This window comes from Bradyrhizobium sp. 157 (genome assembly GCF_023073815.1).
Taxonomy (GTDB): Bacteria; Pseudomonadota; Alphaproteobacteria; order Rhizobiales; family Xanthobacteraceae; genus Bradyrhizobium.
Genome location: NZ_JADPKF010000120.1, coordinates 37,945 through 60,251, shown reverse-complemented (window position 1 = coordinate 60,251; position 22,307 = coordinate 37,945). Strand labels below are relative to the sequence as shown.

Annotated in this window: 29 protein-coding genes; 13 read left to right on the top strand and 16 right to left on the bottom strand. The window is 62.5% G+C overall.

Going from position 1 to position 22,307, the window contains the following annotated elements; genetic code table 11:
* Nucleotides 1–67: 67 nt before the first annotated feature.
* The 5 genes from IVA95_RS35920 to IVA95_RS35900 all read left to right on the top strand — a co-directional run bounded on the left by IVA95_RS35920 (nucleotide 68) and on the right by IVA95_RS35900 (nucleotide 6,001).
* Nucleotides 68–2,632, top strand: a complete 2,565-nt coding sequence (locus IVA95_RS35920) for a PAS domain-containing protein (RefSeq protein WP_247514813.1) — start codon at nucleotides 68–70, stop codon at nucleotides 2,630–2,632.
* 183 nt (nucleotides 2,633–2,815) lie between these two features.
* Nucleotides 2,816–3,823, top strand: a complete 1,008-nt coding sequence (locus IVA95_RS35915; protein ID WP_247514812.1) for a Tim44-like domain-containing protein — start codon at nucleotides 2,816–2,818, stop codon at nucleotides 3,821–3,823.
* Between the two features lie 202 nt (nucleotides 3,824–4,025).
* Nucleotides 4,026–4,655, top strand: a complete 630-nt coding sequence (locus tag IVA95_RS35910) for a lectin (protein ID WP_247515135.1) — start codon at nucleotides 4,026–4,028, stop codon at nucleotides 4,653–4,655.
* Between the two features lie 129 nt (nucleotides 4,656–4,784).
* The gene (locus IVA95_RS35905; protein ID WP_247514811.1) at nucleotides 4,785–5,060 is read left to right on the top strand and encodes a hypothetical protein; all 276 of its coding nucleotides are present in this window, start codon (nucleotides 4,785–4,787) and stop codon (nucleotides 5,058–5,060) included.
* A 233-nt stretch (nucleotides 5,061–5,293) separates the two neighbouring features.
* A complete protein-coding gene (locus IVA95_RS35900) occupies nucleotides 5,294–6,001 on the top strand; it encodes a glutathione S-transferase (RefSeq protein ID WP_247514810.1) in 708 nt (235 codons plus the stop codon).
* Between the two features lie 124 nt (nucleotides 6,002–6,125).
* Here IVA95_RS35900 and IVA95_RS35895 read toward each other — a convergent pair whose 3' ends face one another.
* From IVA95_RS35895 to IVA95_RS35875, 5 genes are all read right to left on the bottom strand, one after another.
* Nucleotides 6,126–6,485: a GFA family protein gene (locus IVA95_RS35895; RefSeq protein ID WP_213246127.1), complete on the bottom strand. Its 360-nt coding sequence runs from the start codon at nucleotides 6,483–6,485 to the stop codon at nucleotides 6,126–6,128.
* 16 nt (nucleotides 6,486–6,501) lie between these two features.
* A complete protein-coding gene (locus IVA95_RS35890) occupies nucleotides 6,502–7,176 on the bottom strand; it encodes an isoprenylcysteine carboxylmethyltransferase family protein (protein WP_247514809.1) in 675 nt (224 codons plus the stop codon).
* A 90-nt stretch (nucleotides 7,177–7,266) separates the two neighbouring features.
* Nucleotides 7,267–7,452, bottom strand: coding sequence for a hypothetical protein (locus IVA95_RS35885; RefSeq protein WP_247514808.1), 186 nt, complete (start codon nucleotides 7,450–7,452; stop codon nucleotides 7,267–7,269).
* A 155-nt stretch (nucleotides 7,453–7,607) separates the two neighbouring features.
* A complete protein-coding gene (locus IVA95_RS35880) occupies nucleotides 7,608–8,084 on the bottom strand; it encodes a hypothetical protein (RefSeq protein ID WP_247514807.1) in 477 nt (158 codons plus the stop codon).
* 86 nt (nucleotides 8,085–8,170) lie between these two features.
* Nucleotides 8,171–8,722, bottom strand: a complete 552-nt coding sequence (locus IVA95_RS35875; protein ID WP_247514806.1) for a hypothetical protein — start codon at nucleotides 8,720–8,722, stop codon at nucleotides 8,171–8,173.
* Between the two features lie 216 nt (nucleotides 8,723–8,938).
* Here IVA95_RS35875 and IVA95_RS35870 point away from each other — a divergent pair, with 216 nt between their 5' ends.
* On the top strand, nucleotides 8,939–10,591 hold the full coding sequence (locus IVA95_RS35870) for a fumarate hydratase (protein WP_247514805.1): 1,653 nt from the start codon (nucleotides 8,939–8,941) through the stop codon (nucleotides 10,589–10,591).
* Complete coding sequence (locus IVA95_RS35865) at nucleotides 10,588–11,262, top strand: DUF429 domain-containing protein (RefSeq protein ID WP_247514804.1); 675 nt, start codon at nucleotides 10,588–10,590, stop codon at nucleotides 11,260–11,262. The genes IVA95_RS35870 and IVA95_RS35865 overlap by 4 nt, the downstream gene beginning before the upstream one ends.
* A 13-nt stretch (nucleotides 11,263–11,275) precedes the next feature.
* Here IVA95_RS35865 and IVA95_RS35860 read toward each other — a convergent pair whose 3' ends face one another.
* The 4 genes from IVA95_RS35860 to IVA95_RS35845 form a co-directional block, all read right to left on the bottom strand.
* A complete protein-coding gene (locus IVA95_RS35860; protein ID WP_065730525.1) occupies nucleotides 11,276–11,572 on the bottom strand; it encodes a hypothetical protein in 297 nt (98 codons plus the stop codon).
* 130 nt (nucleotides 11,573–11,702) lie between these two features.
* On the bottom strand, nucleotides 11,703–12,260 hold the full coding sequence (locus IVA95_RS35855; RefSeq protein ID WP_247514803.1) for a septation protein IspZ: 558 nt from the start codon (nucleotides 12,258–12,260) through the stop codon (nucleotides 11,703–11,705).
* Nucleotides 12,261–12,300: 40 nt separating this feature from the next.
* Nucleotides 12,301–12,879 (bottom strand): hypothetical protein, encoded by a 579-nt coding sequence (locus tag IVA95_RS35850; protein WP_247514802.1) that lies wholly within the window; start codon nucleotides 12,877–12,879, stop codon nucleotides 12,301–12,303.
* A 289-nt stretch (nucleotides 12,880–13,168) separates the two neighbouring features.
* Nucleotides 13,169–14,572 carry a carotenoid oxygenase family protein gene (locus IVA95_RS35845; protein WP_247514801.1) on the bottom strand — a complete coding sequence of 468 codons (1,404 nt, stop codon included), beginning with the start codon at nucleotides 14,570–14,572 and terminating at the stop codon, nucleotides 13,169–13,171.
* Between the two features lie 111 nt (nucleotides 14,573–14,683).
* On the opposite strand from IVA95_RS35845, the gene IVA95_RS35840 reads away from it, so the two are divergent.
* The gene (locus IVA95_RS35840; RefSeq protein ID WP_247514800.1) at nucleotides 14,684–15,418 is read left to right on the top strand and encodes a TetR/AcrR family transcriptional regulator; all 735 of its coding nucleotides are present in this window, start codon (nucleotides 14,684–14,686) and stop codon (nucleotides 15,416–15,418) included.
* A gap of 70 nt (nucleotides 15,419–15,488) precedes the next feature.
* Here IVA95_RS35840 and IVA95_RS35835 read toward each other — a convergent pair whose 3' ends face one another.
* Nucleotides 15,489–15,821 (bottom strand): hypothetical protein, encoded by a 333-nt coding sequence (locus tag IVA95_RS35835; RefSeq protein ID WP_247514799.1) that lies wholly within the window; start codon nucleotides 15,819–15,821, stop codon nucleotides 15,489–15,491.
* Between the two features lie 108 nt (nucleotides 15,822–15,929).
* On the bottom strand, nucleotides 15,930–16,478 hold the full coding sequence (locus tag IVA95_RS35830) for a hypothetical protein (RefSeq protein ID WP_247515134.1): 549 nt from the start codon (nucleotides 16,476–16,478) through the stop codon (nucleotides 15,930–15,932).
* Between the two features lie 213 nt (nucleotides 16,479–16,691).
* Between IVA95_RS35830 and IVA95_RS35825 the strand changes: the two genes are divergently transcribed.
* A complete protein-coding gene (locus tag IVA95_RS35825) occupies nucleotides 16,692–17,375 on the top strand; it encodes an SET domain-containing protein (protein ID WP_247514798.1) in 684 nt (227 codons plus the stop codon).
* A gap of 81 nt (nucleotides 17,376–17,456) precedes the next feature.
* Here the strand turns inward: IVA95_RS35825 and IVA95_RS35820 are convergent, their stop codons facing one another.
* From IVA95_RS35820 to IVA95_RS35810, 3 genes are read right to left on the bottom strand one after another with little or no spacing between them, the layout of a single operon-like run.
* Nucleotides 17,457–18,098 (bottom strand): methyltransferase domain-containing protein, encoded by a 642-nt coding sequence (locus IVA95_RS35820; RefSeq protein WP_247514797.1) that lies wholly within the window; start codon nucleotides 18,096–18,098, stop codon nucleotides 17,457–17,459.
* Between the two features lie 35 nt (nucleotides 18,099–18,133).
* The gene (locus IVA95_RS35815) at nucleotides 18,134–18,424 is read right to left on the bottom strand and encodes a DUF6522 family protein (RefSeq protein ID WP_247514796.1); all 291 of its coding nucleotides are present in this window, start codon (nucleotides 18,422–18,424) and stop codon (nucleotides 18,134–18,136) included.
* Nucleotides 18,425–18,453: 29 nt separating this feature from the next.
* A complete protein-coding gene (locus IVA95_RS35810) occupies nucleotides 18,454–18,882 on the bottom strand; it encodes an Rrf2 family transcriptional regulator (protein ID WP_247514795.1) in 429 nt (142 codons plus the stop codon).
* A gap of 96 nt (nucleotides 18,883–18,978) precedes the next feature.
* Here IVA95_RS35810 and IVA95_RS35805 point away from each other — a divergent pair, with 96 nt between their 5' ends.
* Nucleotides 18,979–19,437 carry a group III truncated hemoglobin gene (locus IVA95_RS35805; protein WP_247514794.1) on the top strand — a complete coding sequence of 153 codons (459 nt, stop codon included), beginning with the start codon at nucleotides 18,979–18,981 and terminating at the stop codon, nucleotides 19,435–19,437.
* On the top strand, nucleotides 19,437–19,571 hold the full coding sequence (locus IVA95_RS38910; protein ID WP_256470369.1) for a hypothetical protein: 135 nt from the start codon (nucleotides 19,437–19,439) through the stop codon (nucleotides 19,569–19,571). The genes IVA95_RS35805 and IVA95_RS38910 overlap by 1 nt, the downstream gene beginning before the upstream one ends.
* A gap of 137 nt (nucleotides 19,572–19,708) precedes the next feature.
* On the opposite strand, the gene IVA95_RS35800 is transcribed toward IVA95_RS38910, so the two are convergent.
* Nucleotides 19,709–20,107 carry a hypothetical protein gene (locus IVA95_RS35800; protein WP_247514793.1) on the bottom strand — a complete coding sequence of 133 codons (399 nt, stop codon included), beginning with the start codon at nucleotides 20,105–20,107 and terminating at the stop codon, nucleotides 19,709–19,711.
* Nucleotides 20,108–20,147: 40 nt separating this feature from the next.
* Nucleotides 20,148–20,369, bottom strand: coding sequence for a hypothetical protein (locus IVA95_RS35795; protein WP_247514792.1), 222 nt, complete (start codon nucleotides 20,367–20,369; stop codon nucleotides 20,148–20,150).
* A gap of 100 nt (nucleotides 20,370–20,469) precedes the next feature.
* Here IVA95_RS35795 and IVA95_RS35790 point away from each other — a divergent pair, with 100 nt between their 5' ends.
* Both IVA95_RS35790 and IVA95_RS35785 read left to right on the top strand, forming a co-directional pair.
* Entirely contained in the window at nucleotides 20,470–21,291 is an 822-nt protein-coding gene (locus IVA95_RS35790) for a helix-turn-helix transcriptional regulator (RefSeq protein WP_247514791.1), read from the top strand.
* 260 nt (nucleotides 21,292–21,551) lie between these two features.
* Entirely contained in the window at nucleotides 21,552–22,217 is a 666-nt protein-coding gene (locus IVA95_RS35785; RefSeq protein WP_247514790.1) for a DsbA family oxidoreductase, read from the top strand.
* Nucleotides 22,218–22,307: the final 90 nt, after the last annotated feature.

Genomic DNA, 22,307 nt, shown 5'->3' with positions numbered 1-22,307 from the left:
TCAGGCACTCAAGAGCGGCGCGTGACCCCGCGCGTCACCTTCTTGCCGACGGGCAGTGCCTCTTCAGATGACCGCCGAAACCGACAGCCATTCGCCCACCGAGCCCTTCGCGGCCCACGAGCCGGCGCGGCGGGGCGGTAGCATCGTGCTGGTGTTGCTGGTGGCCGCCGGCATCATCGCGGTGGCGGTGGCCCTGATGACCATCGGCCGCGCCCAGGCTCAGCCTTATATTCTCGGCGTGCTGGCTCTTTTGGCCATGATCGGCCTGTTCAATCTGTTCGCCTTTGCCGCCGGTATCATTCGCTTCACCGACCGCAGCGCCGACGATCCGGTAATGGGCCGCATCGCCGACCACGCCTATGATGGGCTGGCGGTGACCGACCCCAAAGGCCACGTGGTCTATTCCAATGCCGCCTATCAGGCGCTGACCGGAGCTGCCACCGCGCAGGACGTGCGGCCAGTCGAGCGCGTCTTCATCGGCAATCCCGACGTCTCCGAAGCCGTGTTCCGTCTGCTCAAGGCCGCCCGTGAAGGCAAGCGGCAGCAGGAGGAGGTCCGCATCGCCGGCTCTGACGGCGCGCAGGGCCGCTGGCTGCGGATGCGGGTTCGCCCGCTCGGCCAGAGCAAGCGCGAAGCAAAATACGCGGTGTGGTCGATCGCCGACATCACGCGGGACCGCGAGCGTCAGGAAGACGTGTTCCGGGAACTGCAGCATGCGATCGAATATCTCGATCATGCGCCGTGCGGCTTCTTCTCGGTCGATCCGGCCGGCGACGTCATCTATGTCAACGCCACGCTGGCGAACTGGCTCGATTACGATCTCGCCGAGATTGGATCCGGCGGGCTAAAGCTTACCGATATCGTCTCCGGCGATGGCGCCTCGCTCCTGACCTCGATCGTAGCGGTACCCGGCGAGGTCAAAACCGAAGTGTTCGATATTGACCTGCGCATGCGCGGCGGCAAGACCATGCCGGTGCGGCTCTATCACAAGCTCGCCTTCGGCGCCGACGGCTCGCCGGGTTCGTCGCGCACGCTCGTGATCAGCCGCGCGCGCGACGAGCATTCCGACCCCGAACGTGCCGCCGAAGTCCGCTTCATGCGGTTCTTCGACCATACGCCGATGGCGATTGCGACGGTGGACCGCGGCGGCACCGTGGTGCGCGCCAATGCCCGCTTCGCCAAGCTCGCGCAAAGCCTAAGCTCGGACGGCGCGGCCAACAAGTCGATCTTCCGCACGGTGAATGCGCGCGACCGCGGCCTGTTGATCGCGGCGATCAACCAGGCGGCCGAAGGGCAGGGCGACATCGCACCCGTCGAAGCCATGCTCGACGGCGCCAGGGAACGCTGGGGCCAGTTCTTCGTCACCGCGGTGGAGGAGGACGAGCGCGATACCGAAGCTGCTATCGTCTATCTGCTCGAGACCACCGAGCGGCGCACGCTCGAAAACCAGATCAATCAGTCGCAGAAGATGGACATGGTCGGCCAACTCGCCGGCGGTATCGCGCACGACTTCAACAACGTGCTGTCAGCCATCATGATGGCGAACGATTTCCTCCTGAACGCGCATAAGCCGACCGATCCGTCGTTCCAGGACATCATGCAGATCAAGCAGAACGCAACCCGCGCGGCGACGCTGGTGCGGCAACTGCTCGCGTTCTCGCGCCGCCAGACGCTGCGGCCGCAGGTGCTCGACCTCGGCGACGCGCTCTCCGACCTCACCATGCTGCTGCGCCGCCTGATCGGCGAGAAGGTCAAGCTTGACCTCGTGCACGGTCGCGATCTCTGGCCGGTCAAGGTCGACGTCTCGCAGTTCGAGCAGGTGGTCGTCAATCTCGCGGTCAATGCGCGCGATGCGATGCCCGATGGCGGTAAACTGACGGTAAGGACCGCCAACGTGACGGTAGACGAAGCCGCGCAGCTTTCGCACAAGGGCATGCCGGCCGCCGATTACGTACGGATCGACATTTCCGATACCGGCACCGGAATCCCGGCCGACATCGTCGACAAGATCTTCGAGCCGTTCTTCTCGACCAAGGAGGTCGGCAAGGGCACCGGGCTCGGTCTCTCCACGGTGTATGGCATCGTCAAGCAGACCGGTGGCTTCGTCTATGTCGACTCCACGCCCGGCGAAGGCACCACGTTCCGCATCTTCCTGCCGCGTCATCGGCCCGAACTGGAAGCGCAGGCGGAGGCGCCCGCGGCCAATGGCGCGGCCAAGGAAGGGGCGGCCGGACCGCCGAAGCCGCGGCCCGACCTGACCGGGCAGGGCACCATCCTGCTGGTGGAGGACGAGGACGGCTTGCGGTCGCTGAATGCGCGCGGCCTTCGCTCGCGCGGCTACAGCGTGATCGAGGCCTCCAACGGCATCGAGGCGATGGAGGCGCTGGACGAAAAGGACGGTGCGGTGGATCTCGTCGTTTCCGATGTGGTGATGCCGGAAATGGACGGCCCGACGCTGTTACGCGAAATGCGCAAGCGCAATCCGAACCTGAAGATCATCTTCGTCTCAGGTTACGCTGAAGAGGCTTTCGACAAGAGCTTGCCGGAGAACGAACAATTCGCCTTCCTGCCGAAGCCGTTTGCGCTCTCCGCGCTGGTCGAGAAGGTCAAGGAGACGATGACCGCGTCCTGAGGTTTGGATCACCGGTCTCACGCTTTCCCGGGCGACCTTGAGCGATCTTGGGCGCCCGTTCGTCACACCGGTGTGAGCTTTTTCGGCTATATCGTCACATCCCCGCGACCGAGGGCCGCAGCCATGCGTCCCTATAGCGGCTTCACTTTTGGGCCGGTCTGCCCATCTTAGGGGCACTTCCCCATGTCGGGGAAAGAGGAAAAAGACATGAATTTCACGCAGACTGCGCGCGGAATTGTACGGGCCATGGCCATTGTCCTGTCCGTGGCGGTTCCCCTGGCGATCACAATCGATGCGGCTGACGCTCGCGTTGGCGGCGGCGGCAGCTCCGGTTCGCGGGGATCCAAGACCTATTCGGCGCCCCCGAGCACGACCACCGCCCCGGGCACGGCGCAACCCATGAACCGTAGCTTTACCCAGCCGGGCACCCCCGCAGCGGGTAATCCGGCCGCGGGCGCAGCCAACAAGGGCGGCTTCTTCAACCGGCCCGGCATGGGCATGCTCGGCGGTCTCGCCGCGGGCTTCCTCGGCGCCGGCCTGCTCGGCATGCTGTTCGGCGGCGGATTGTTCTCCGGCCTCGGCGGCCTGTCCTCGATCATCGGCCTGCTGCTGCAGATCGCGCTGATCGTGATCGTGGTGCGTCTGGCGATGTCGTGGTGGCAGCGCCGCCATACGCCGGCCTCCGCCTATGCCAACGCGCCCCCCACCAGTGGGCCTGCTGACCCCGGCGCCCAGACCAGCTTCCGCTCCGGACTGGGTGGCTTTGGGCTGGGTTCGAGCCAGCCGGCGCTGGAAATCCAGCCGGCCGACTATGAGGCGTTCGAGCGGCTGCTCGGCGAAGTCCAGGCGGCTTGGTCGAACGAGGATGTCGCCAAACTGCATACGCTGGCGACGCCTGAGATGGTGTCCTACTTCTCCAAGGACCTCGAGGAGAACAAGGCACGCAACGACGTCAACAAGGTGTCCGACGTCAAGCTGCTGCAGGGCGATCTTGCGGAAGCCTGGCGCGAAGGCGAAACCGATTATGCCAGCGTGGCGATGCGGTTCTCGCTGGTCGACAAGACCCTTGAGCGCACCACGGGCCGTTTGGTCGCGGGCAGCGAAACCCCGATCGAGACCACCGAAGTTTGGACCTTCGCCCGCCGCCGCGGCGGCGACTGGGAACTCTCGGCGATCCAGCAGACCAACTGATCGTCTGCACCAATACGAAGAAGGCGCTGCGGCTTGTTCCGCAGCGCCTTTTTCTTTGCGGGAATGCATGCTCCGTTTCGGGCTTCGCCCTGCCGGAATAATGATTGCGGCCGCGTGTTGATGAGACACGGTCCACAAAGGGAGGTCTTCCATGAACAGCTTCGCCCGGATCATCTCGCCGGCGTGCTTCGCCCTCGCCGCCATGTCGATTCTCGCAAGCGCGCCTGCGCATGCGCAATCCGCCAATACCAGCTTCTTCGTGACCAGCAACGGCATCGGCAATGGCGGCAATCTCGGCGGTCTTGCCGGCGCCGACAATCATTGCCAGACGCTGGCGCAGGCCGCCGGTGCCGGAGGCAAAACCTGGCGCGCCTATCTCTCAACGCAAGGCGCCGACGGTGCACCTGCGGTGAACGCGCGCGACCGTATCGGCAAGGGGCCATGGCAGAACGCCAAGGGCGTCGTGGTTGCCAAGGATGTCGCCGAACTGCACGGCGCCAATGGCCTCACCAAGCAGACCGCCTTGAGCGAGAAGGGCGAGGTCATCAATGGCCGCGGCGATACGCCCAATCGCCACGACATACTGACGGGATCGCAGCCCGACGGCACCGCGTTTACCGCCGGCGAAGATCGCATCTGCAGGAACTGGACGAGTTCGACGCAAGGCGCCGCAATGGTCGGACATTCCGATCGCATGGGACTGCGCGACGACGACGCCTCGAAATCCTGGAATTCGTCGCATCCCTCGCGCGGGCCCGACGGCGGCTGTTCGCAGGCCGACCTGAAGAGCACCGGCGGTGATGGACTGTTTTATTGTTTCGCGACGAACTGATCAGGCGGCGGTTTGCGCTCCTCCTATGGGAGAGGAAGTTATCGTAGATGACGGAACGGGCCTGGTCTGCCGCCTGATCTCGGAACTCCTGATTGTCTGGGGAGTTTTGATCGGGTTGGAGGCCTTGCCATGAAACGTCTGCTTGTCGCGTTGATTTTGACCGTCCTGGCGCCCACAACGGTGGCGCTGGCCGGCAACACGTCGTCGAATTCCAGTTCCAACTCATCGAACGGCGTTCACACCCGTGTCGATACCATCACAACGGACGATGCCCGTGGGCGGAGAATTTACGAGCGGCGCAGCGTCCGCATCGACGCTGATCGCGGACGACCGACATACATGCGTAACGCCGTTCGCGAACGCTACGGCCCGATGCGCCGCTGGCACCGTGGAGATGACGATTGAAACGATTTGCGGCCGATCCGATATCTGACGAGGAGGACGTCGCTCTGGTCGACAACATTCCCGGCGCCGGGCGGTGAAGCTCGTCAATTTTCAAGCTTTGTCGATCAAGCCGCCCCAGAGGCGGCTTTTTTATTTGCGCCGCTTTCGGAAGCAAGTCCGCAGCGTCTGGCGTGACGAACGAATGGCGGGATGATTTGTTGGGCCTGTCAAACCGGCATCAGGAGGTGCCTTCGATGCATTACGAGCTTTACTACTGGCCGACCATTCAGGGCCGCGGCGAGTATGTGCGTCTCGCGCTGGAAGAGGCCGGCGCCGGCTATACCGACGTGGCGCGCCACGGCAACGGTATGGCCGCGATGACGCGCATGATGGAAGTCGGGAAGGGAACGCCGCCCTTCGCGCCGCCATTCCTGAAAGCCGGGAAGCTCGTGATCGGGCAGACCGCCAACATCCTGCTTTATCTGGGCTCGCGGCACGGGCTGGCGCCGAAGGCGGAAGCCGGCAGGTTGTGGGTGCATCAGTTGCAGCTCACGATTTCCGATCTGGTGCTGGAAATTCACGACACCCATCATCCGCTCGGGCCGTCACTGTACTATGAGGAGCAGAAAGCGCCGGCAAAAAAACGCACCGATGAGTTCTGGAAGTCGCGCGTGCCGAAATATCTCGGCTATTTCGAAGATCTGCTGCAGGCCAATGGCGGGACCTATGTCACCGGCCGCCGCCTGACCTATGTCGACCTGTCGCTGTTTCAGATCGTCGAAGGCCTGCGCTATGCGTTTCCGAAACGGATGAATGCCTTCGAGAGCGAAATTCCCGGTCTCGTCGAGCTGCGCGACCGCGTCGCGGTGCGGCCGAACATCAAGGCGTATCTGGCGAGCGATCGAAGGATTGAATTCAACGAGGAGGGGATTTTCCGAAGGTACAAGTCGCTGGATGCTTGAATCGCGTCTTAGCTCTCTCCTTCGTCATGCCCGGGCTTGACCCGGGCATCCACGACTTTTCTTCGCGCCGCGTCAAAGGACGTGGATAGCCGGGACAAGCCCGGGCATGACGACTGATGTCGTATCACATGCTCCTGCCATCCACCGGCGTCATCTGCAACTTCGACAGTTCGATGCCGTCAAAACAGCTCACATTGACCGCCACCACGTCGGTGCCGTCGGGCTTCTTGCCGCGTGCGAAGACGTCGACGCCGCAATCGACGCAAAGCTGGTGGTGGATCGCGTGCTTGTTGAAGAGATATTCCTTCAGGTTTTCTTCGCCGGCGCGGAGGTGAAAACTTTTCGGGTCGAGAAAGGTGAAATGCAGCCCTTTCTTGGTGCAGATCGAGCAGTTGCAGGCCGTGACCATCGCGAGGTCGGTGGTGCATTCGAAGCGCACCTGGCCGCAATGGCAGCCGCCGGTGTAGGTCTTGCTATCGGGCATCTCTCCGTCATCCTTCTCACCAAATTCCGGGCACCAGACGATAGCGCACGCGGGCGGCGTAGTCAGCATAGCCCGGAAGCCCTTCGACCAATGCGCGCTCCTCGATGCGGGCGCGAATGGCGAACAGCACGGCGAATACCGGCGCGAACGCCACACCCCACCACGATCCCAGGAGCAGCGGTATTCCGATGAAGTACAGCATGATGGCGCTATACATTGGATGGCGGACGAACGCGTAAGGCCCGCTCGAGATCACGCGTTGGTGGCGCGCGGTCTGCACCTTCACGACCGGCGCGGCGAACGAATTTTCGCGGAACACCCACATGATGAATGCGATCGAGAGTAAGAACATCGCGAGGCCGAGCGCCTGCAGCAGCAGTGGAACGTCGGAGGCGTCGGCGCGGCGGTCCAGCCCGATCGCGACCAGCCATAGCAACAGCGCAGCGACAAATATCAGCATGAATATTTTGTCGGCAGCGGGCTGGTCGGCCTGAAATTTCGGCCGCATGCGCTCGGCGAGCAGCGCCGGATCGGTCTTGGCAAGCCACAACCCGCAGGCAGGACCGAGGATCGCGCTAACGATCAACATCACCCACGCCCCCGGCCAGTCCAGCGACCCCGCCGCGGCGAACAATAGCGCGCCCATGCCGACGACGACGATGGTGTTCTGCAGCAGAAGTTTGGCGATCATGCGCGGGTTCCATTACCCCACGCGCAACAGGATAGCGCATTTTTTCGTCAAACTTGCGGCGCTGGGTTGCCGCGGGCAGGCGGCCTGCCGTCAGGCCAGTTGGTCGATCCGCGTTCCCTGACCCGGCGGCAGGGGAGCAATCAGCGTCGGCCGCGGCGCGCGGGTGCCGTCGGCGGCAGCGCCGTTCTGCACGTCGGTGGTCTTGTCGGGAGCCTTGAACACGGGGACTTCAGGCGGTTTGACCACGACCGTTGCGGCGACAGCAGGGACATTCATCGGAAGCATCCTTTTGGTTGCCTCCGACAGTGGCTGGGTTGAAACGAACGATTGGTGAATCCGCAACCGCCATTCGCCGCCGCAGGCGTCAATCCCGTCCGATGGTGAACGGAGCGCTGCCGCTTTCGTTAGAATGCGATGTATCGCAGCTCCGGCTATTCGTCCTTGCCGCGGGTCACCACGATCGAGGCTTCGGTCTTGGTGCGTGTGCATTCCATGTTGAGCCGGCGGAAGCGCATGGAAACCTTGTCGCCGCGCAGGATGCCCATGCGCTTGATGCAGCGCGAGGAGCCGGTCGCAACGTCGGGCTTCGGAATCGTGAAAATGATGGCGCCGGCCGAGGCGACCAGTTCGAAGAATTGCGGCTTCGGCTTGCGGTCCGTCTTAGCGTAGAGCTCGTTGGAGTAATTGCGGCCGCGGCAGCCGAGCGACAGCTCTTTCGCCGCCGGATGCGTCAGATAGATCATGTTGCCGGTATTGACGCTGATCTTGAGGCCGTCGATCTGGTTCTTCAATTCCTTGGCGATATCGTCGCAGCGGTCGGCCTGCGCCGGCGATGCGCCGACCGTCGCAACCAGCGCCAGCGTGGCGGCAAGCAAGGTCGACCGGCGAAGTTGTGATCCCAAAGCCATCTGAATGCCCCTTTGCGCACATTGAAACCCGCGCGCGGATTTCCTGCAAGGGCGGCGCGCGGAAGTCAACTTGATCTTGATGTGTGTCAGAACCCGTAAATCATGATGCCGATCGCAAAGACGATCACGCCGAGCATATTGACGACCACGGTGAGGACGTCGATCAGCGTGGGAATGCTGACCAGGAGGGTGGCAAGCCCCAGCCGCTCCTTGCATGCTGCGAGCGCGATGGCGCAGGCAGCCATCAGCGGAAACGCAACGATCTGGACGGGTATCTGGAAGGCGGAGATGCCGCTGAAGTCGAAGCCGTGCCGCACAACCGACGGCATGTAGTTCAGCCAGTTCATCAGCACGAGCGCGCCGAGCGCGATCACGGCGTAATGCAGCCGGCCAACGGTGGCAAACCCCAGCGCCGCCAGCGCCAGCACGGGATGGCTGAACACATACGCCTTGATGACCGCGCCACCGACGCCGGGGCCGGGAATTTCCGACATATCGCCGAACAGCATCGGCAAATGCGAGAGCCCTTCGAAGGCCTCGATGGCGGCCATGATGATCAGAAACAGATAAAGCCCGAGCAACCGCGGGGGGCGGATCGGCGCAGCGGCCTCATCGTTCAATGTCGTGGCGGAGGTCATTTCTGATCGCAATCGATGGGCGCAATATCTGGAATTTCCGGTTTGTCTGAAACGTACCCGGAACGGTTCAATCGCCCGTACTGCTACGGTTACTGCCCGTTCCGGTCCCTCCGTTTGGGGCAAGCAAAACCTTCCTTTTGGTCAAAAAATGCTTAGAACGGGTCTATCTTCGCGGCGCCGTTCCGGCCGCCGCCGGCTCCAACCCGAGATATCGACATGAACGCCCCGACCGCTTTTCCTGACCAGAAACCCGTTCCGCCCTACAAGCATACGCCGCTGTTTCCGCTGGGGCCGGACACCACGCCCTATAAGAAGATCACGAGCGAGGGCGTGCGGGTCGAGAAGGTGCTCGGCAAAGACATGCTGGTGGTATCGCGCGAGGCGTTGCGGGCGCTATCGGAAGCCGCCTTCGGCGACATCAATCACTATCTGCGGCCGGGGCACCTGAAGCAGTTGCGCTCGATCCTGGAAGACAAAGAGGCCAGCGACAACGACAAGTTCGTCGCCTTCGATTTCCTGAAGAACGCCAACATCGCCGCCGGTGGCGTGCTGCCGATGTGCCAGGATACCGGCACCGCGATCATCATGGGCAAGAAGGGCTGCAACGTCATCACCGACGGCGACGACGAGGCAGCCTTAAGCGAAGGTGCGCGCGATGCCTACCTGCGCCGTAACCTGCGCTATTCGCAGGTGGCTCCGTTGTCGATGTACGAGGAAAAGAACACTGCCAATAACATGCCGGCGCAGTGCGAGATCTACGCCGAGGGTGACGACGCCTACAAATTCATGTTCATGGCCAAGGGCGGCGGCAGCGCCAACAAGAGTTTTCTCTTTCAGGCGACGCCTTCCGTTCTGACTAAAGATCGCCTGCTGGCGTTCCTGAAGGAGAAGGTGCTCACGCTCGGCACGGCGGCGTGCCCGCCGTATCACCTTGCCATCGTGATCGGCGGCACGTCCGCTGAGCTCTGCATGAAGACGGTGAAGCTCGCTTCTGCGCGCTATCTCGATGCGCTGCCGACTCACGGTTCGGCCGACGGCAACGCATTCCGTGATCTCGAGATGGAGCAGGAAATTTTGAGGATGACGCAGTCGCTCGGCGTCGGCGCGCAGTTCGGCGGCAAGTATTTCTGCCACGACGTGCGCGTGATCCGGATGCCGCGCCATGGTGCATCGCTCCCGATCGGGCTCGGCGTCTCCTGTTCGGCGGACCGCCAGGTGCTTGGCAAGATCACCAAGGACGGCGTCTATCTCGAAGAGCTCGAGCACAATCCGGCGCAGTATCTGCCCGCGGTCGAGCAGTCGCTCGGCGGCGAGGTCGTCAAGATCGACCTCAACCAGCCGATGAAGGAGATCCTGGCGACGCTGTCGAAGTACCCGATCAAGACGCGCGTCTCGATGACCGGCACCATGATCGTCGCGCGTGATTCCGCGCACGCCAAGTTGCGCGAGCGGCTGGAGAAGGGTGAGCCGCTGCCGGACTATTTCAAGAACCATCCGGTGTATTACGCCGGCCCCGCCAAGACGCCCGACGGTTACGCGTCCGGCGCGTTCGGCCCGACCACGGCGGGACGGATGGACTCCTTCGTCGACCAATTCCAGGCGGCGGGCGGATCGATGGTGATGGTGGCCAAGGGCAACCGCGCGGTCGCGGTGCGCGAGGCCTGCAAGAAGCACGGCGGCTTCTATCTCGGTTCGATCGGCGGAGCTGCGGCAAATCTCGCCGAGCACTGCATCAAGAAGGTCGAGGTGGTGGAATATCCCGAACTCGGCATGGAAGCGATCTGGCGCATCGAAGTGGTGGATTTCCCGGCCTTCATCATCATTGACGACAAGGGCAATGACTTCTTCAAGGAACTGAATCTGGGGTGAGGGCGCTCGGCCTCGACGGTTTCAGCAAGGGCTGGGTCGCCGTTTCGTTGGACGACGGCCAGCGGAAGATTAGTTTCCATCGCGACATTGCCGATGCACTATCCGCTTCATTCGACCGGGCAGCGATCGACATCCCAATCGGTATGGGCGACGACGGTCGACGAGGCTGCGATTTGCTGGCTCGCGAGAAATTGCGACCGCATACTTGCCGTGTCTTTAACGGCGCGCGGCGGTGGCTGTGGGAAGAATTCGATCACCCAGACAGGGCAAATGACGAGGCGCTGCGGCGTGGACAGAAGCGCGTGTCTCGCCAGCTCTGGCATCTCGGCTCCAAGATCATGCAGGTCGATGCCTTTGTCCGCGCAAATCCTTCTCTCGATATTCGTGAAACCCATCCCGAACTCGTGTTTCGGCGACTGAACCGCGGTGAACCGCTGCAGTCCAAGAAATCCGAAGCCGGAATCCTGTTGCGGCAAAAGCTATTGAAGCGGGAAGGCTTCGAAGATATCGAACGGTGGCTTACGCGCACCCGCATAGGTACTGGAGCGAAGCCAGATGATGTCTTAGACGCCTGTGCTGCAGCTCTCGCCGCGCATGACCCTTCGGGCAGCGTTCCCGAGGGATCGCCGCCCTTTGATGCGCACGGTTTATCCATGCAGATTTGGTTCTGACGCGCCGCGGGGCTCAGGCCCGCGCCCCCGTGAAGGGAAAGCTGCCCATCGGGCCGATACCCATTTCGCCGGACATGCTGTCGCCGGAAACCTTGCCGGTGAAGGCGAGCGTGAGCGGCATCGGGTTGGTGATGGAGATCTTCCAGGCGACGTCGTCGCCGTTGACGGTGCCGTCAAAGATTTCGCCGGAATTGCCGTCCGCTCCTTGCGTGCCCGTCAACGTGTTGCCGGCGCTTTGCAGCGAAAGCGTCGCCTTGCGCTCGCCCATCGGCGTGCTCATGGTGATGTTCCAATTTCCGTCCACGGCCATCTTTGTCTCCCGACATTTCTTCCCGGCAAACCGGAATGGTTTGCGGGGTCCCGCCAAAACTCGTGCGCGGTATAGCCTATCTCGCCACACAAGCCCAACGGTCTCAAGCGTCCTTTTGACGCGTATTTCTTTAGGCTTGCTGGACAGCGGCGCGAATTCGGCTGCCGACCACAATACGAAACGCGACGTATTGAATTGCGAAGGCGGCAATCTTGGCGCCTACCAGCACGACGGTCACATAGAACGTCCACAGCTTCATGTCGCCGGTCATCGCGACACCGATGGTGCCGGCGGCGAGTAGGAAACACAGTGCGGCCCAAGCATAGCCCGCGAAGGTGACATATTCGGGAACGGTCTGGGTCACGACGGAGGGCATGTAGCGCAACATCCAGCCGCGCTTGAGCATGATGACGCCGATCGCGAAATGCCCGATTGCGGGTTTCGCCAGCACGAAGCGGGGATCGTGGGTCAGAAGCGTCGCGCTGCCGAGCACGATGACCAGCGCCAGGCTGGCCCACGTCATGTACCCGAGCTCCTTGCCCTTGACGCGCGAGTAGATCACCTGGGCGATGGCGCCCGCGATTGCGACGCCGGTCGCCAGCAGCACATTGTCAGTCGCGAGGTAGATTGCGATGAACAGGATGGTGGAGAAAAAATCGGCGCCCAGTCTGGCGAATACGTCCTTCATCGTTTTGTTCTCTGCTGATGGGTTTCGGTTGGAAGCGTATCTAGTTGGCGCCGGGCAGGGCGTTCGCCGGCGGGACAACATGCTTCGCCCTGCGATATTGTGGATACCATGTCGTGAAATACGCGGCACTGTTGCGGGCGGCAAATGCGATGGCGAGTCCGATCCAGAGTGGGAAGCCCGGCACATAGATCGTCAGCATGTTGCCGACGATCATCAGGACGAATGCGCCGGTCCAGGCCCAGGTGATGATATAGATCGCCTTCATGAAGCCGGGCAGCTTGGCGGTCTCGTTGTCGACGGCTTCCAGCGCGTATTGCAGCACGAACGGCTTGCGGATGATGAGCGATGCCAGCGAGATCGCCAGCACGCCGACATCGGTTGCCAGCTTGACGGCCGAGTTGCTCAGGTTCGGGTCGATCAGCGTGACCCAAGCGCCTATCCCGGCGAAAACGACGACGCAGCCCGCGCCGAGCACCTTGATCGAACGGCCGCGAGCAACGTCGATGGCAACGACAGCAAGGCAGATCGCGGCCGAAGCGAACAGGCTGACCTGGGCCGACGTCACCAGCATCAGCAGGGCGAAGGAGCCGAAGGGAGCAAGGATCAGGAAGATTGTCATGGAAGCCTCTCGGGCTAATCTTTACACCGTAAAGATACACTAGGAGCCGGGCCGGGACTCGTCAAGCAAAATCTTTACACTGTCTAAATTCGACGGGGGCGGCGACGTGTGATTGTCTTTGCAACGGTTTGCGGGCGCTCCAGGCGCGCAATATCGCGAGCGAGAGCAACATGAGGGCGCAGGCGAGCAGCAAAACGAGCGTGATCGTGATCGTAACGCCGTCGACCCGGCCGATGCTTGCAACGTGGGGCGCGACAACGTCGCGCCCCGGCATCGCGGAGGCTATGGCTTAGGCCGCGCCAACCCAGTTGCCATGGATGCCGTCGGGGACACGATGTCCAAGCTTCACCAGTGCCACCGGCCCGGCGTTGACGTCGGTGGCATTGAAGACCGCGAGGTCGCTGCGGTTTTCGCGGGCTCGCCAGACCACCGACATCAGCCAGCCGTCACCCTCGCTGGCGTCATCGCCGCGTGGAACGAACACTGCTTCCGAGATCGTATCGCCGGCGGGCAGCAGGTACTGGCCAAGCCGCGATCCATTGCCGTCGACATGTACCAAGCCCGACAATCCGCCTGAAGTCGGCAGGTCGGGATTGGCGCAGGCGTACCATCCATGCCGGTTGGCTGAACCGACGCTTCGATCGCAGACGCGGGGGAATTCGCCGGTAATGTCGTCGAGCCAGGTTTGCGTGAAGCGATCGGTATTGCCTGCGAGATCGAAGGTCCAGCGGCACAGCCGGGCGCGCGACTTGGCGGGATTAGTGGGCGTGCCGTCGGGATGGGTGAACAGTGGCGGCTCCTCGTACTGCATGACGTCGGCAATGATGCGGTCGCCGTCCTCCCACGCGTTCATGACGTGGAAGACGTAGCAGCACTCGGCGCGAAACCAGACGATGTCCTTGGCGGAGCCGTTGCGCTTCATGACGCCAACATAGGCGCCCTTGTCCGGCTCCCAAGCATAGGGCGGCCGGCCCGTCATGGCGCGCTCGATGCTGCCGGTGAGCGGCAGGATCGGAAACAGCAGATGATTTTTGGTGACGATGAAGTCGTGCACCATGCTCGCATAGGGGGCCTCGAAGCGATCGAACCGTGTCACCACGCCCGCGGCGTTGACCGATCCGAAGGAGAGGGCGGGCGTGAGGGGGCCTGCGGCGTTGTAGCCGAAGAACACCATCTCGCCGGTGGCGGGATCGATCTTGGGATGGGCGGTGAAGGGGCCTTTGATCGCGCCGTTGTAGTCGCAATAGCCGAGACGATTGAGCGTGCCGGGCTCGATCTCGGTCGGCAGATGGCCTTCCTCCAGCGCCAGCAGTTTTCCGGCATGGAAGATGATATTGGTGTTGGCGACGCCGCCATCGTCGGTGGTCCCGGCCGGTGCGCCCGGCAGCTTGCGGCCGAAGCCGCCGAACAGCGCGCGGCCGGCGTCGTGCTCAGCCAGCCATTTCGGAGTGCGGACCCAGCGATTGCGATAGCTGGCGCGGCCGTTCTCCAGATGGAAGGCGTGCAGCATTCCATCGCCGACGAACCAGTGCGCGCCGGGCGCGTCGAATTGCGGGTTGGGGCCGTTGCGATACAGCGTGCCGTTGAGTTCGCGCGGCAATTCGCCGGTCACTTTCAGGAACGGCGCATCGCATTCCATCGGGATCGGCGCCAGATTGGTCTGGGCCATCTCGGTCGTTACCTGGTCGAGCATCGCGTTTCCTCCGGCTTCATCTTTACATCGTAAAGATATCAGTAGGGACGTCGCGAGCCGCCGTCAAGCAAAATCTTTACAGTGTAAAAATTGTGACTATAAGGGAATCGCATGGCAAGAACATCTCGAGAAACCAGGACGATCCGCCCCGGCGCAAGGCGGAGGGCGGCGAAACCCGTGGCGGAGAGGCCGGCCAGCCGGCGTCGTCGTCCGGCCGGCGAGACCCCGTATCATCACGGCGATCTGCACGACGCCTTGCTCGCCGCGGCGGAGCGGGTGCTGGAACGCGACGGGCTGTCGGGCTTGACGCTGCGGGCGGTTGCGCGCGAGGCCGGCGTGTCGCATGCGGCGCCGACCCATCATTTCGGCGATCTCACCGGGCTTCTGAGCGAACTTGCCGCCATCGGATTCCGGCGCTTCAACGAGGCGATGACCGCGGCGGGCGACACCGAAACGCAGCCGCTCATGAAGGCGTTGGCGCGCGCCAAGGCCTATGTCGCCTATGCGCAGGCGCGCCCCGGCATGTACGGGCTGATGTTCCGGACCGAGCGGCTCGACATGACGCGGCCCTCGCTGCACGAGGCGGCTACGGCCTCATTCCAAGGACTGGCCACCGCTGTGAGCCTCAGCCGCAACGAGAAACTCGCCGGCGAAGCGCTGGAGACTTTGTCGCTCGACCACGCCGCCGCGATCGCACGCGCGTGGTCGCTGGTGCACGGCTTCACCACGCTGCTGCTTGACGGAAGGCTCAAGGACATCCTGCACCGGCTGCCCGAGGGGACTGGCGTCGACCAGCTTCTGGATGCGATGCTGCGTTCGACAGTGCCGCGGCCGCCGGGGGCATAGGACGGCGGCGCTCTGCGGGAGTTCGCAGGCGGAATGGAGTTGCGCGGCGACGGTTGCGGCTGGCGTCCCGCTAGCAACCCCTGCAAATCTTGGTTTGCCGTGCGAGCCTTGCGTCGGCTTCCGCATCTTCGTTGGGTTGCCGCGTCCACTCGTCGTAGCGCGCTTTGGTGTCCGATCTGGGCGGGGCTTCGTTCAGGGGGCCGAGAATGATCTCGCGATTGCGGGCGGTTCTCCGTTTAGGGCGCTTGTCCTCGCCTGGCCCGTCATTTGCCGACGGCGGTTCACCCAACCCATCCCAGGCGATCGGCGCGCCCGCCATCTGCGTCGAGCAGCCAGTTCCGGAGGCGCAGCAGCCGGAGAGGGCGATGCCGACGATGAGGAGTGCCAGGAGTTTTATGTGCATCGCTGCCCCGGATGGTGCCGTGAAATAACTAGGTTTGACAAGGTTCAAGCACTCAAGCCTGAAGCTTTGACGTTAATGCGGCAAGAAAACGCCAGACTGCATCTACCATCACCGCCTTGCCAATTCCACCGCGCGGCCGCGCTCGCCAATCACCTTCACTTCGTCCTTGCCGCACTTGAAATCACGCGCAAATTCGTCCGCGGCCTGGCGCGCGAGCTCGTTGGCATTGCGGTTGGCCTGGCCATCGATATAGGCGACGTGGCAGACCGGCCCCGGCGGCAGTCGCGTCACCGCGAGCATCGGTTTCGTGATCGGGCTTCCGGTCTTGCCCAGGTCGTTGTTATCGGCGATCAGCCAGCGCTGAATGATCGCGAACGGCCTGCCATCGACCGCCCGCCATTCGACGGTGTGGCTGGTCGAATTGAAGGGGCCGAACCAAGCCTCCGCGGCCGGCTCCTTAGCGGCGGCCTCGCGGTTTCGCCCGACCGAGACGGTTTCACGCAGGTCGCCCTCGCTGATCAGTACCACCAGCCCCGATTTGCCGGGGCAGACCTGCGTCGTGCCGCCGTCAGACTGGGGCTTGCGGACCGTATGGCAGTCCTTTGGCGCGGTCGACGTGTAGCTGCTGCTGAAAGTCTGGGCGTTCGCCGGCGACATCAGGCCGGACAACAGAGCTGCGGCCGATGCGATCAATTGTGCGGAACGTTTCATCCTGCCACTCATTTCTTCTGGAACCTCGAAGATCAGACATGTGCAATCTGGGGAAGGTTCACGGAAACGTCGCGAAATACCTGACATTCGGTTGGAATCGTCCTAGAAGGGCGGCTTCTCAATTCCTCGTTTTTGCAAGCGTGCAGTCATCCAGTCGTCATGCCCTCTATTCCCTCAAATAAACCCTATCGCGTCGGCCGCTCCCGCACCGGACTTGGCCTTTTCGCCACCAAGCCGATCAAGAAGGGCACCAAGATCATCCGCTATTTCGGGCCGCTTCTTGATTCGAAGAAGAAAGAAGAAGACGCGATCGAGAACAAATATTTGTTTGAACTGAACGACCGCTGGACCATCGACGGCTCGGTGCGCAAGAACATCGCCCGGTATATCAACCATTCCTGCCGGCCGAACGCCGAATCCGATGTCAAACCTCGTAAACGCAAGGTGTTCATCCGCGCCATCAAGAACATCGAGCCGGGCGAGGAGATCAACTACGATTATGGCACCGATTATTTCAAAGCCTATCTGAAGCCGATCGGCTGCAAATGCGCAGCCTGCGAGAAGAAGCGCAAGAAGAAGCGTGCCGAAGCGCGGGCGGAGAAGGCGCAGCTGAAGGCGAAGGCCGAGCGCAAAGCGCTGAAGCAGGCGGAAAAACTGGCCAAGGCCGACTCGAAGCTAAAGGATAAATTGAAGGCGAAGGCTGAGCAGAAATCGAAAAAGCTCAATGGCCATTCGCTCAATGGTAAGCATCTGAACGGCAACAGCCGCGCCAGGGTTGCCGGCAAGAAGCCCGCCGGCCGGAAACAGCCGCCCTCCGCGCCAGCGCCGGCCCTCCAGGCATAGGGCTGCTTCGCCCTGATTGAATCCGAGCAAGGCTCTCGCCCTTTGTTTCGACGCGCTTCTTCAGGAGCGCCGGGGACTCACTTAGCGCGAAAATGACCCCGCAACGTCTGCCTTCACGAACGCCAGGTTTGTCCATGTGATGCCGGCAGCGCGATTTCTCTCCTGGTGGGATTCAGAAGCCACGTTCAAGACACAGTGCAAGCCGTGCGCCTGCGCAAGCGCGACAGTCTCCTCGGCGGGGATTTCAAACATGCGCCGCGCAGGCGGCGCGGGCCCATGCCGAACCGTCATAGCGATAGTGCCGCGTGATCCAATCAGCGAGGCCAGATTCGGCATCGCATATTGACGCTGGGTTTGATCGAGATGCATCCACACCGCAGTCAGCATCACGAGATCAAACGTCTCGCCGCGTGCCCGCAGGCGGACCAGATCGGGCAGGCTGTCGCCGAGCCATTCGATCAGGGGAGAGGGATGCAGCGCCATCGCGGGGATACGCAGGGCATCGGTAGGCTCGACGGCGATAACACGATGCCCGAAGCTTGCGAACCAGGCTGCGTCCCGCCCAGTTCCTGAACCGATATCGAGCACGCGGGAAGGGGCTTTCGGTATCAGATGGAGAACATGGCGGTGATTTTCAGCCGGCCGAATGCCGTCGTAGCGCTGGAACAACTGTTCCGCCTCGCTGGCATATCCTTCCGTGCCGCTGATTTGTGCTGATGCCATCTGTTTCCTGCACCGCTTTCTGAGCGTGCGGCGGTTTATCCGCCAGGCTTGCGCACCGATTTCGGCAACGACGAATCGCCGAAGTCGACCGCCGATCGTTGAACGATAGTGCCTGTTTCGTCGACCACGACGCGAAACCGCCGATGTGCGGACAGGAAGGTCAGCCGATGCCGGCCAAAGTCGGCATCGACGCCGCGCTCGGCAAAGCTCGTGATCTTGCCCGCCCGCATCTCCTTCTGAAGGGCCGGCAGCGCAAGGCCGAGGCCTTCGGCGACGATCGCGGCATCGATCTGCACGATGCCATTCTCGAATTCGATCGGTTTCATGTTCAAGTCCTGATGCTTCGGTGCGGGGCTCACGCGGTCACCGGACTGCGTCTGGGCTGCGCAGGATAGGCGCATTCCGCCAGCGTCGTGGCATCGAGCTCGCGCATGAAGGCTTCGCGGGCGGCGGCCAGCTTCGCTTTCAGCCGGCAGCGCGGCTTCAGCACGCAATTACCGCCGTCTTCGCGAAAACATTCGACCAGCGGCGGCCCTTCCAGCGCGCGAACCACCTCGCCGATGGTGATCGACTGGGCCGGGCGGGCCAGCATGAAGCCGCCGCCGACGCCGCGCTGGGTTGAGATAAAGCCGCTATCGGCGAGATCGCGCACTACCTTGGCCAGATGGTTGCGGGATATGCCGAACTCGGCCGCAATTTCATTGGTGGCAAAGGAACGGCCGGGTTCGCCCGCCAGCCGCATCAGGGCGCGCAAGGCAAAATCCGTGAACGACGTCAGGCGCATGGAGCCCTTCTCAAAAGATCTGATTGCAAATCATCTATAGCCGTCTAAATAAGTATTTGAAATACCTATTTAAGGGCAGGCGAAATGGAAGCGATCATGGCAGGGCCGGAGCGGCGCGAACGGCTCACGGCCGAGATCATGCAACGAACCGGAATTGACGAGTCGATGATCGAGCGCATGGTGCGCGGCTTCTACGCCAAGGTCCGCGGGGACGCGGTGCTGGGGCCGATCTTCGAGGCGCGTATCAAGGACTGGGAGCCGCATTTGCAGCAGATGTGCGCATTCTGGTCGTCCGTCGCGCTGATGACCGGCCGCTATCACGGTACGCCAATGGCCAAGCATATGCCACTGCCGGTCGATGCCGCGCATTTCGACCGCTGGCTTGTCCTATTCGAGGCCACCGCGCGCGAGATCTGCCCGCCGGAGGCGGAAGCGCATTTCGTGGAACGGGCGCGGCGGATTGCAGCGAGCCTCGAGCTTGGCATTGCCGGCGCCAACGGCGTCATGCTCGCAAACGGTGAAAGATTTCGACGCAATCAGGCAGGAGCAGTGTGATGGCTTATCGTGCACATGTCGTGACGAACAAAGAACCGGCCAACCCGTACTCGGGCAGCAGCCTGGTGCCGATGCTGGTCATCGGGCTGGTGCTGACTTTTGCCGGAATGATTGCGGCGGTGATTTTGAGCTGAGGCTTATCTCCGTCATTGCGAGGAGCGCAAGCGACGAAGCAATCCATCTATCCCCGCGTGGAGGCATGGATTGCTTCGCGGAGCCTGTCATCGGGCGCGCATTCGCGCGACCCGTTGCTCGCAATGACGGGTGTGGCCTAAGCGGCGATCACACCGCCACTCTTGCGCAGCCCAATATACTGCAACTCGGCAAACACGCCGGTTGCAATCGCCTGCGCCACGATGAAGACCTGACCGAGCAGGTTCGGCGACACCGCGCCGGAGAACAGCAGCGCAATGCTGCCAAGCGTCCAGGCCGCATTACCGATGATCACGAACAACACGAGCGCCTTCATCACCGTTGACCTCGTCGCCAACCAGCCGACCAGTGCCGTATAGGCAATCAAGAAGAGGCCGGTTTCGCGCAGCAAGACTTCCGGCAGGTTGAGGAACGGCGCGAGCGCGCCGGCGCCGACCGTCAGCGCCACAGCCGCGACGCCGCTGAAGATGGCGTCGGCGAGCAGGGCGCGGCTCAGGAAGGTGGACGGATGGATCATGACGTTTCTCCTTTGCTGGGGGACTTTGGGCGAAGTGGGGTCAGCGTTGCAACAGCGACCGTAGCCGACGCATCAGCCGCACCGGGCAGAGCGCCTTGCCGACCTTGTGCTCGATCGTCTGTACCTGGACGAACACGAACACGCCGGTGTCGTGCACCAGGGGCTCGGGCATGTTCAGGGAGCGTGCCACGAGCCAGGTGACCAGATTGCGTACCAAGGGGACCATGGCGGCGGCGAAGCGGAACAGTGAAAGCATCAGCATGGGTCATCTCCTGTGCCCCCAAGATGACCCAGCCCGCGACCCGTTTCGATTACCTCGGACGTAATGGAATGGACGAAATTCGCATGGTAGGTTTTCCAACATGAACGCACATGCTGCCACGGCCCGAGCCGAACGAACCCAACCCCTACATATTGGCGATCACTTGCGCGAATGGCGCCAGCGCCGCCATCTGAGCCAGCTCGATTTGGCCAGCGACGCCGAAATATCCGCGCGTCACCTCAGTTTTGTCGAAACCGGCCGCGCCGCGCCATCGCGGGAAATGGTGCTCAAGCTTGCCGAGCGATTGGAGGTTCCTTTGCGTGAACGCAACGTGCTCCTGGTCGCGGCGGGTTTTGCTCCGGCCTTTCCGCAACGCTCGCTGGATGATCCGGCGCTCAAATCAGCCCGGCAGGCGATCGACCTGGTGCTGAAGGCCCACGAGCCCAATCCAGCGCTGGCCTATGATCGGCACTGGAATCTGGTGACGGCCAACCGCATGGTGGCGCCGCTGCTTGAAGGTGTGCCGCCGCATCTGCTGGGGCAGCCCTTAAATATTATGCGGCTCGCCTTTCATCCCGAGGGGCTCGCGCCGCGCACGGTCAACCTCGCCGAATGGAGCGCGCATTTGCTGGAGCGGCTGCATCGCCAGTGCGAGGCAACGGCCGATCCCGAACTGCTGAAGCTGTATCAGGAGCTGAAAGCCTATCGGATGCCGGCGCGCTCGGGGCCGATCTCGGCCGACAATGTCGCTATTCCCTTCAAGCTGCGCCACAATGGCGATGTGCTGAGCTTCATCTCGACCACCATGGTGTTCGGCACGCCGGTCGACATCACACTGCAGGAGTTAGCGCTAGAAACGTTTTTCCCCGCCGACGATCTGACTGCCGAGCGGATGCGGAAAATGGCGGCGAAGCTGCCGTAGGATGGGTGGAGCGAAGCGATACCCATCATTTTGAGACCGGCACGGTTGCTGGGTTTCGCTTCGCTCTACCTATCTTACATTGTGCGGTCGGCTGGGGGAGTCGCCGATTTGCGCCGTCGTCAGCGCCGTGGTCGCGCTGCTCTGCAGCATATCGGGCGATAACCGCAGAGGTGAAGTGATACGAGACATGCGGCGATTGCCCTTGTCTCCTCGTCGGATCGGACTACCTTCCGGGCTTCATTTAGCGAAGGACGACCCCGATGAGCACCCTCAAACCTCTCAAGATCGACATCGTCTCCGACGTGGTCTGCCCCTGGTGTTACATCGGTAAGCGTCGGATCGAGAATGCGCTGGCGCTCGTGCCGGACGTTCCCGTCGAAGTGCGCTGGCGGCCGTTCTTCCTCAATTCCTGGGTGCCGCGCGAGGGCATCAGCCGCGACGAATATCTCACCGCAAAATTCGGCTCGGTCGAGGCCTACAAGGGCATCGCTGGCCGCGTCGTCGCTGCCGCGGGCGAGGAGGGACTGACCTACCGGCCCGAACTCGTAAAGCGCCAGCCCAACACCATCGATTGCCATCGCCTGATCCATTGGGCGGAAGCGCAGGGCAAGGCAGCCGAAATGAAGCAGCGCCTGATGGAATTGTATTTTCGCGATGGCGGCGATCTGACGGACGTGAACGTACTGGTACAGGCCGCGGCCGATGTCGGCCTCGATTCCGACGACGTCCGCAAACGGCTTGCCACCGATGAGGACGTCGCACTGATTTCCGGCCAGGCGCAGGAAGCGTCCGACAAAGGCATCTCGGGCGTTCCCACTTTCGTCTTCGCGCAGAAATATGCAGTATCCGGCGCCCAGCCGGCCGAGCAACTCGCCCGCGCGATCCGGCAGGTTTCCGGCGAAATCAACGCGCAGGCCGCGGAGTAGCCGAGGGTTCTTCTCCCTCGCCCCGCTCTTGCGGGGAGAGGGTCGGGGCCTCTCTCCGCACAGCGCAGCGTAGCGTTTGACAGGAGTGCT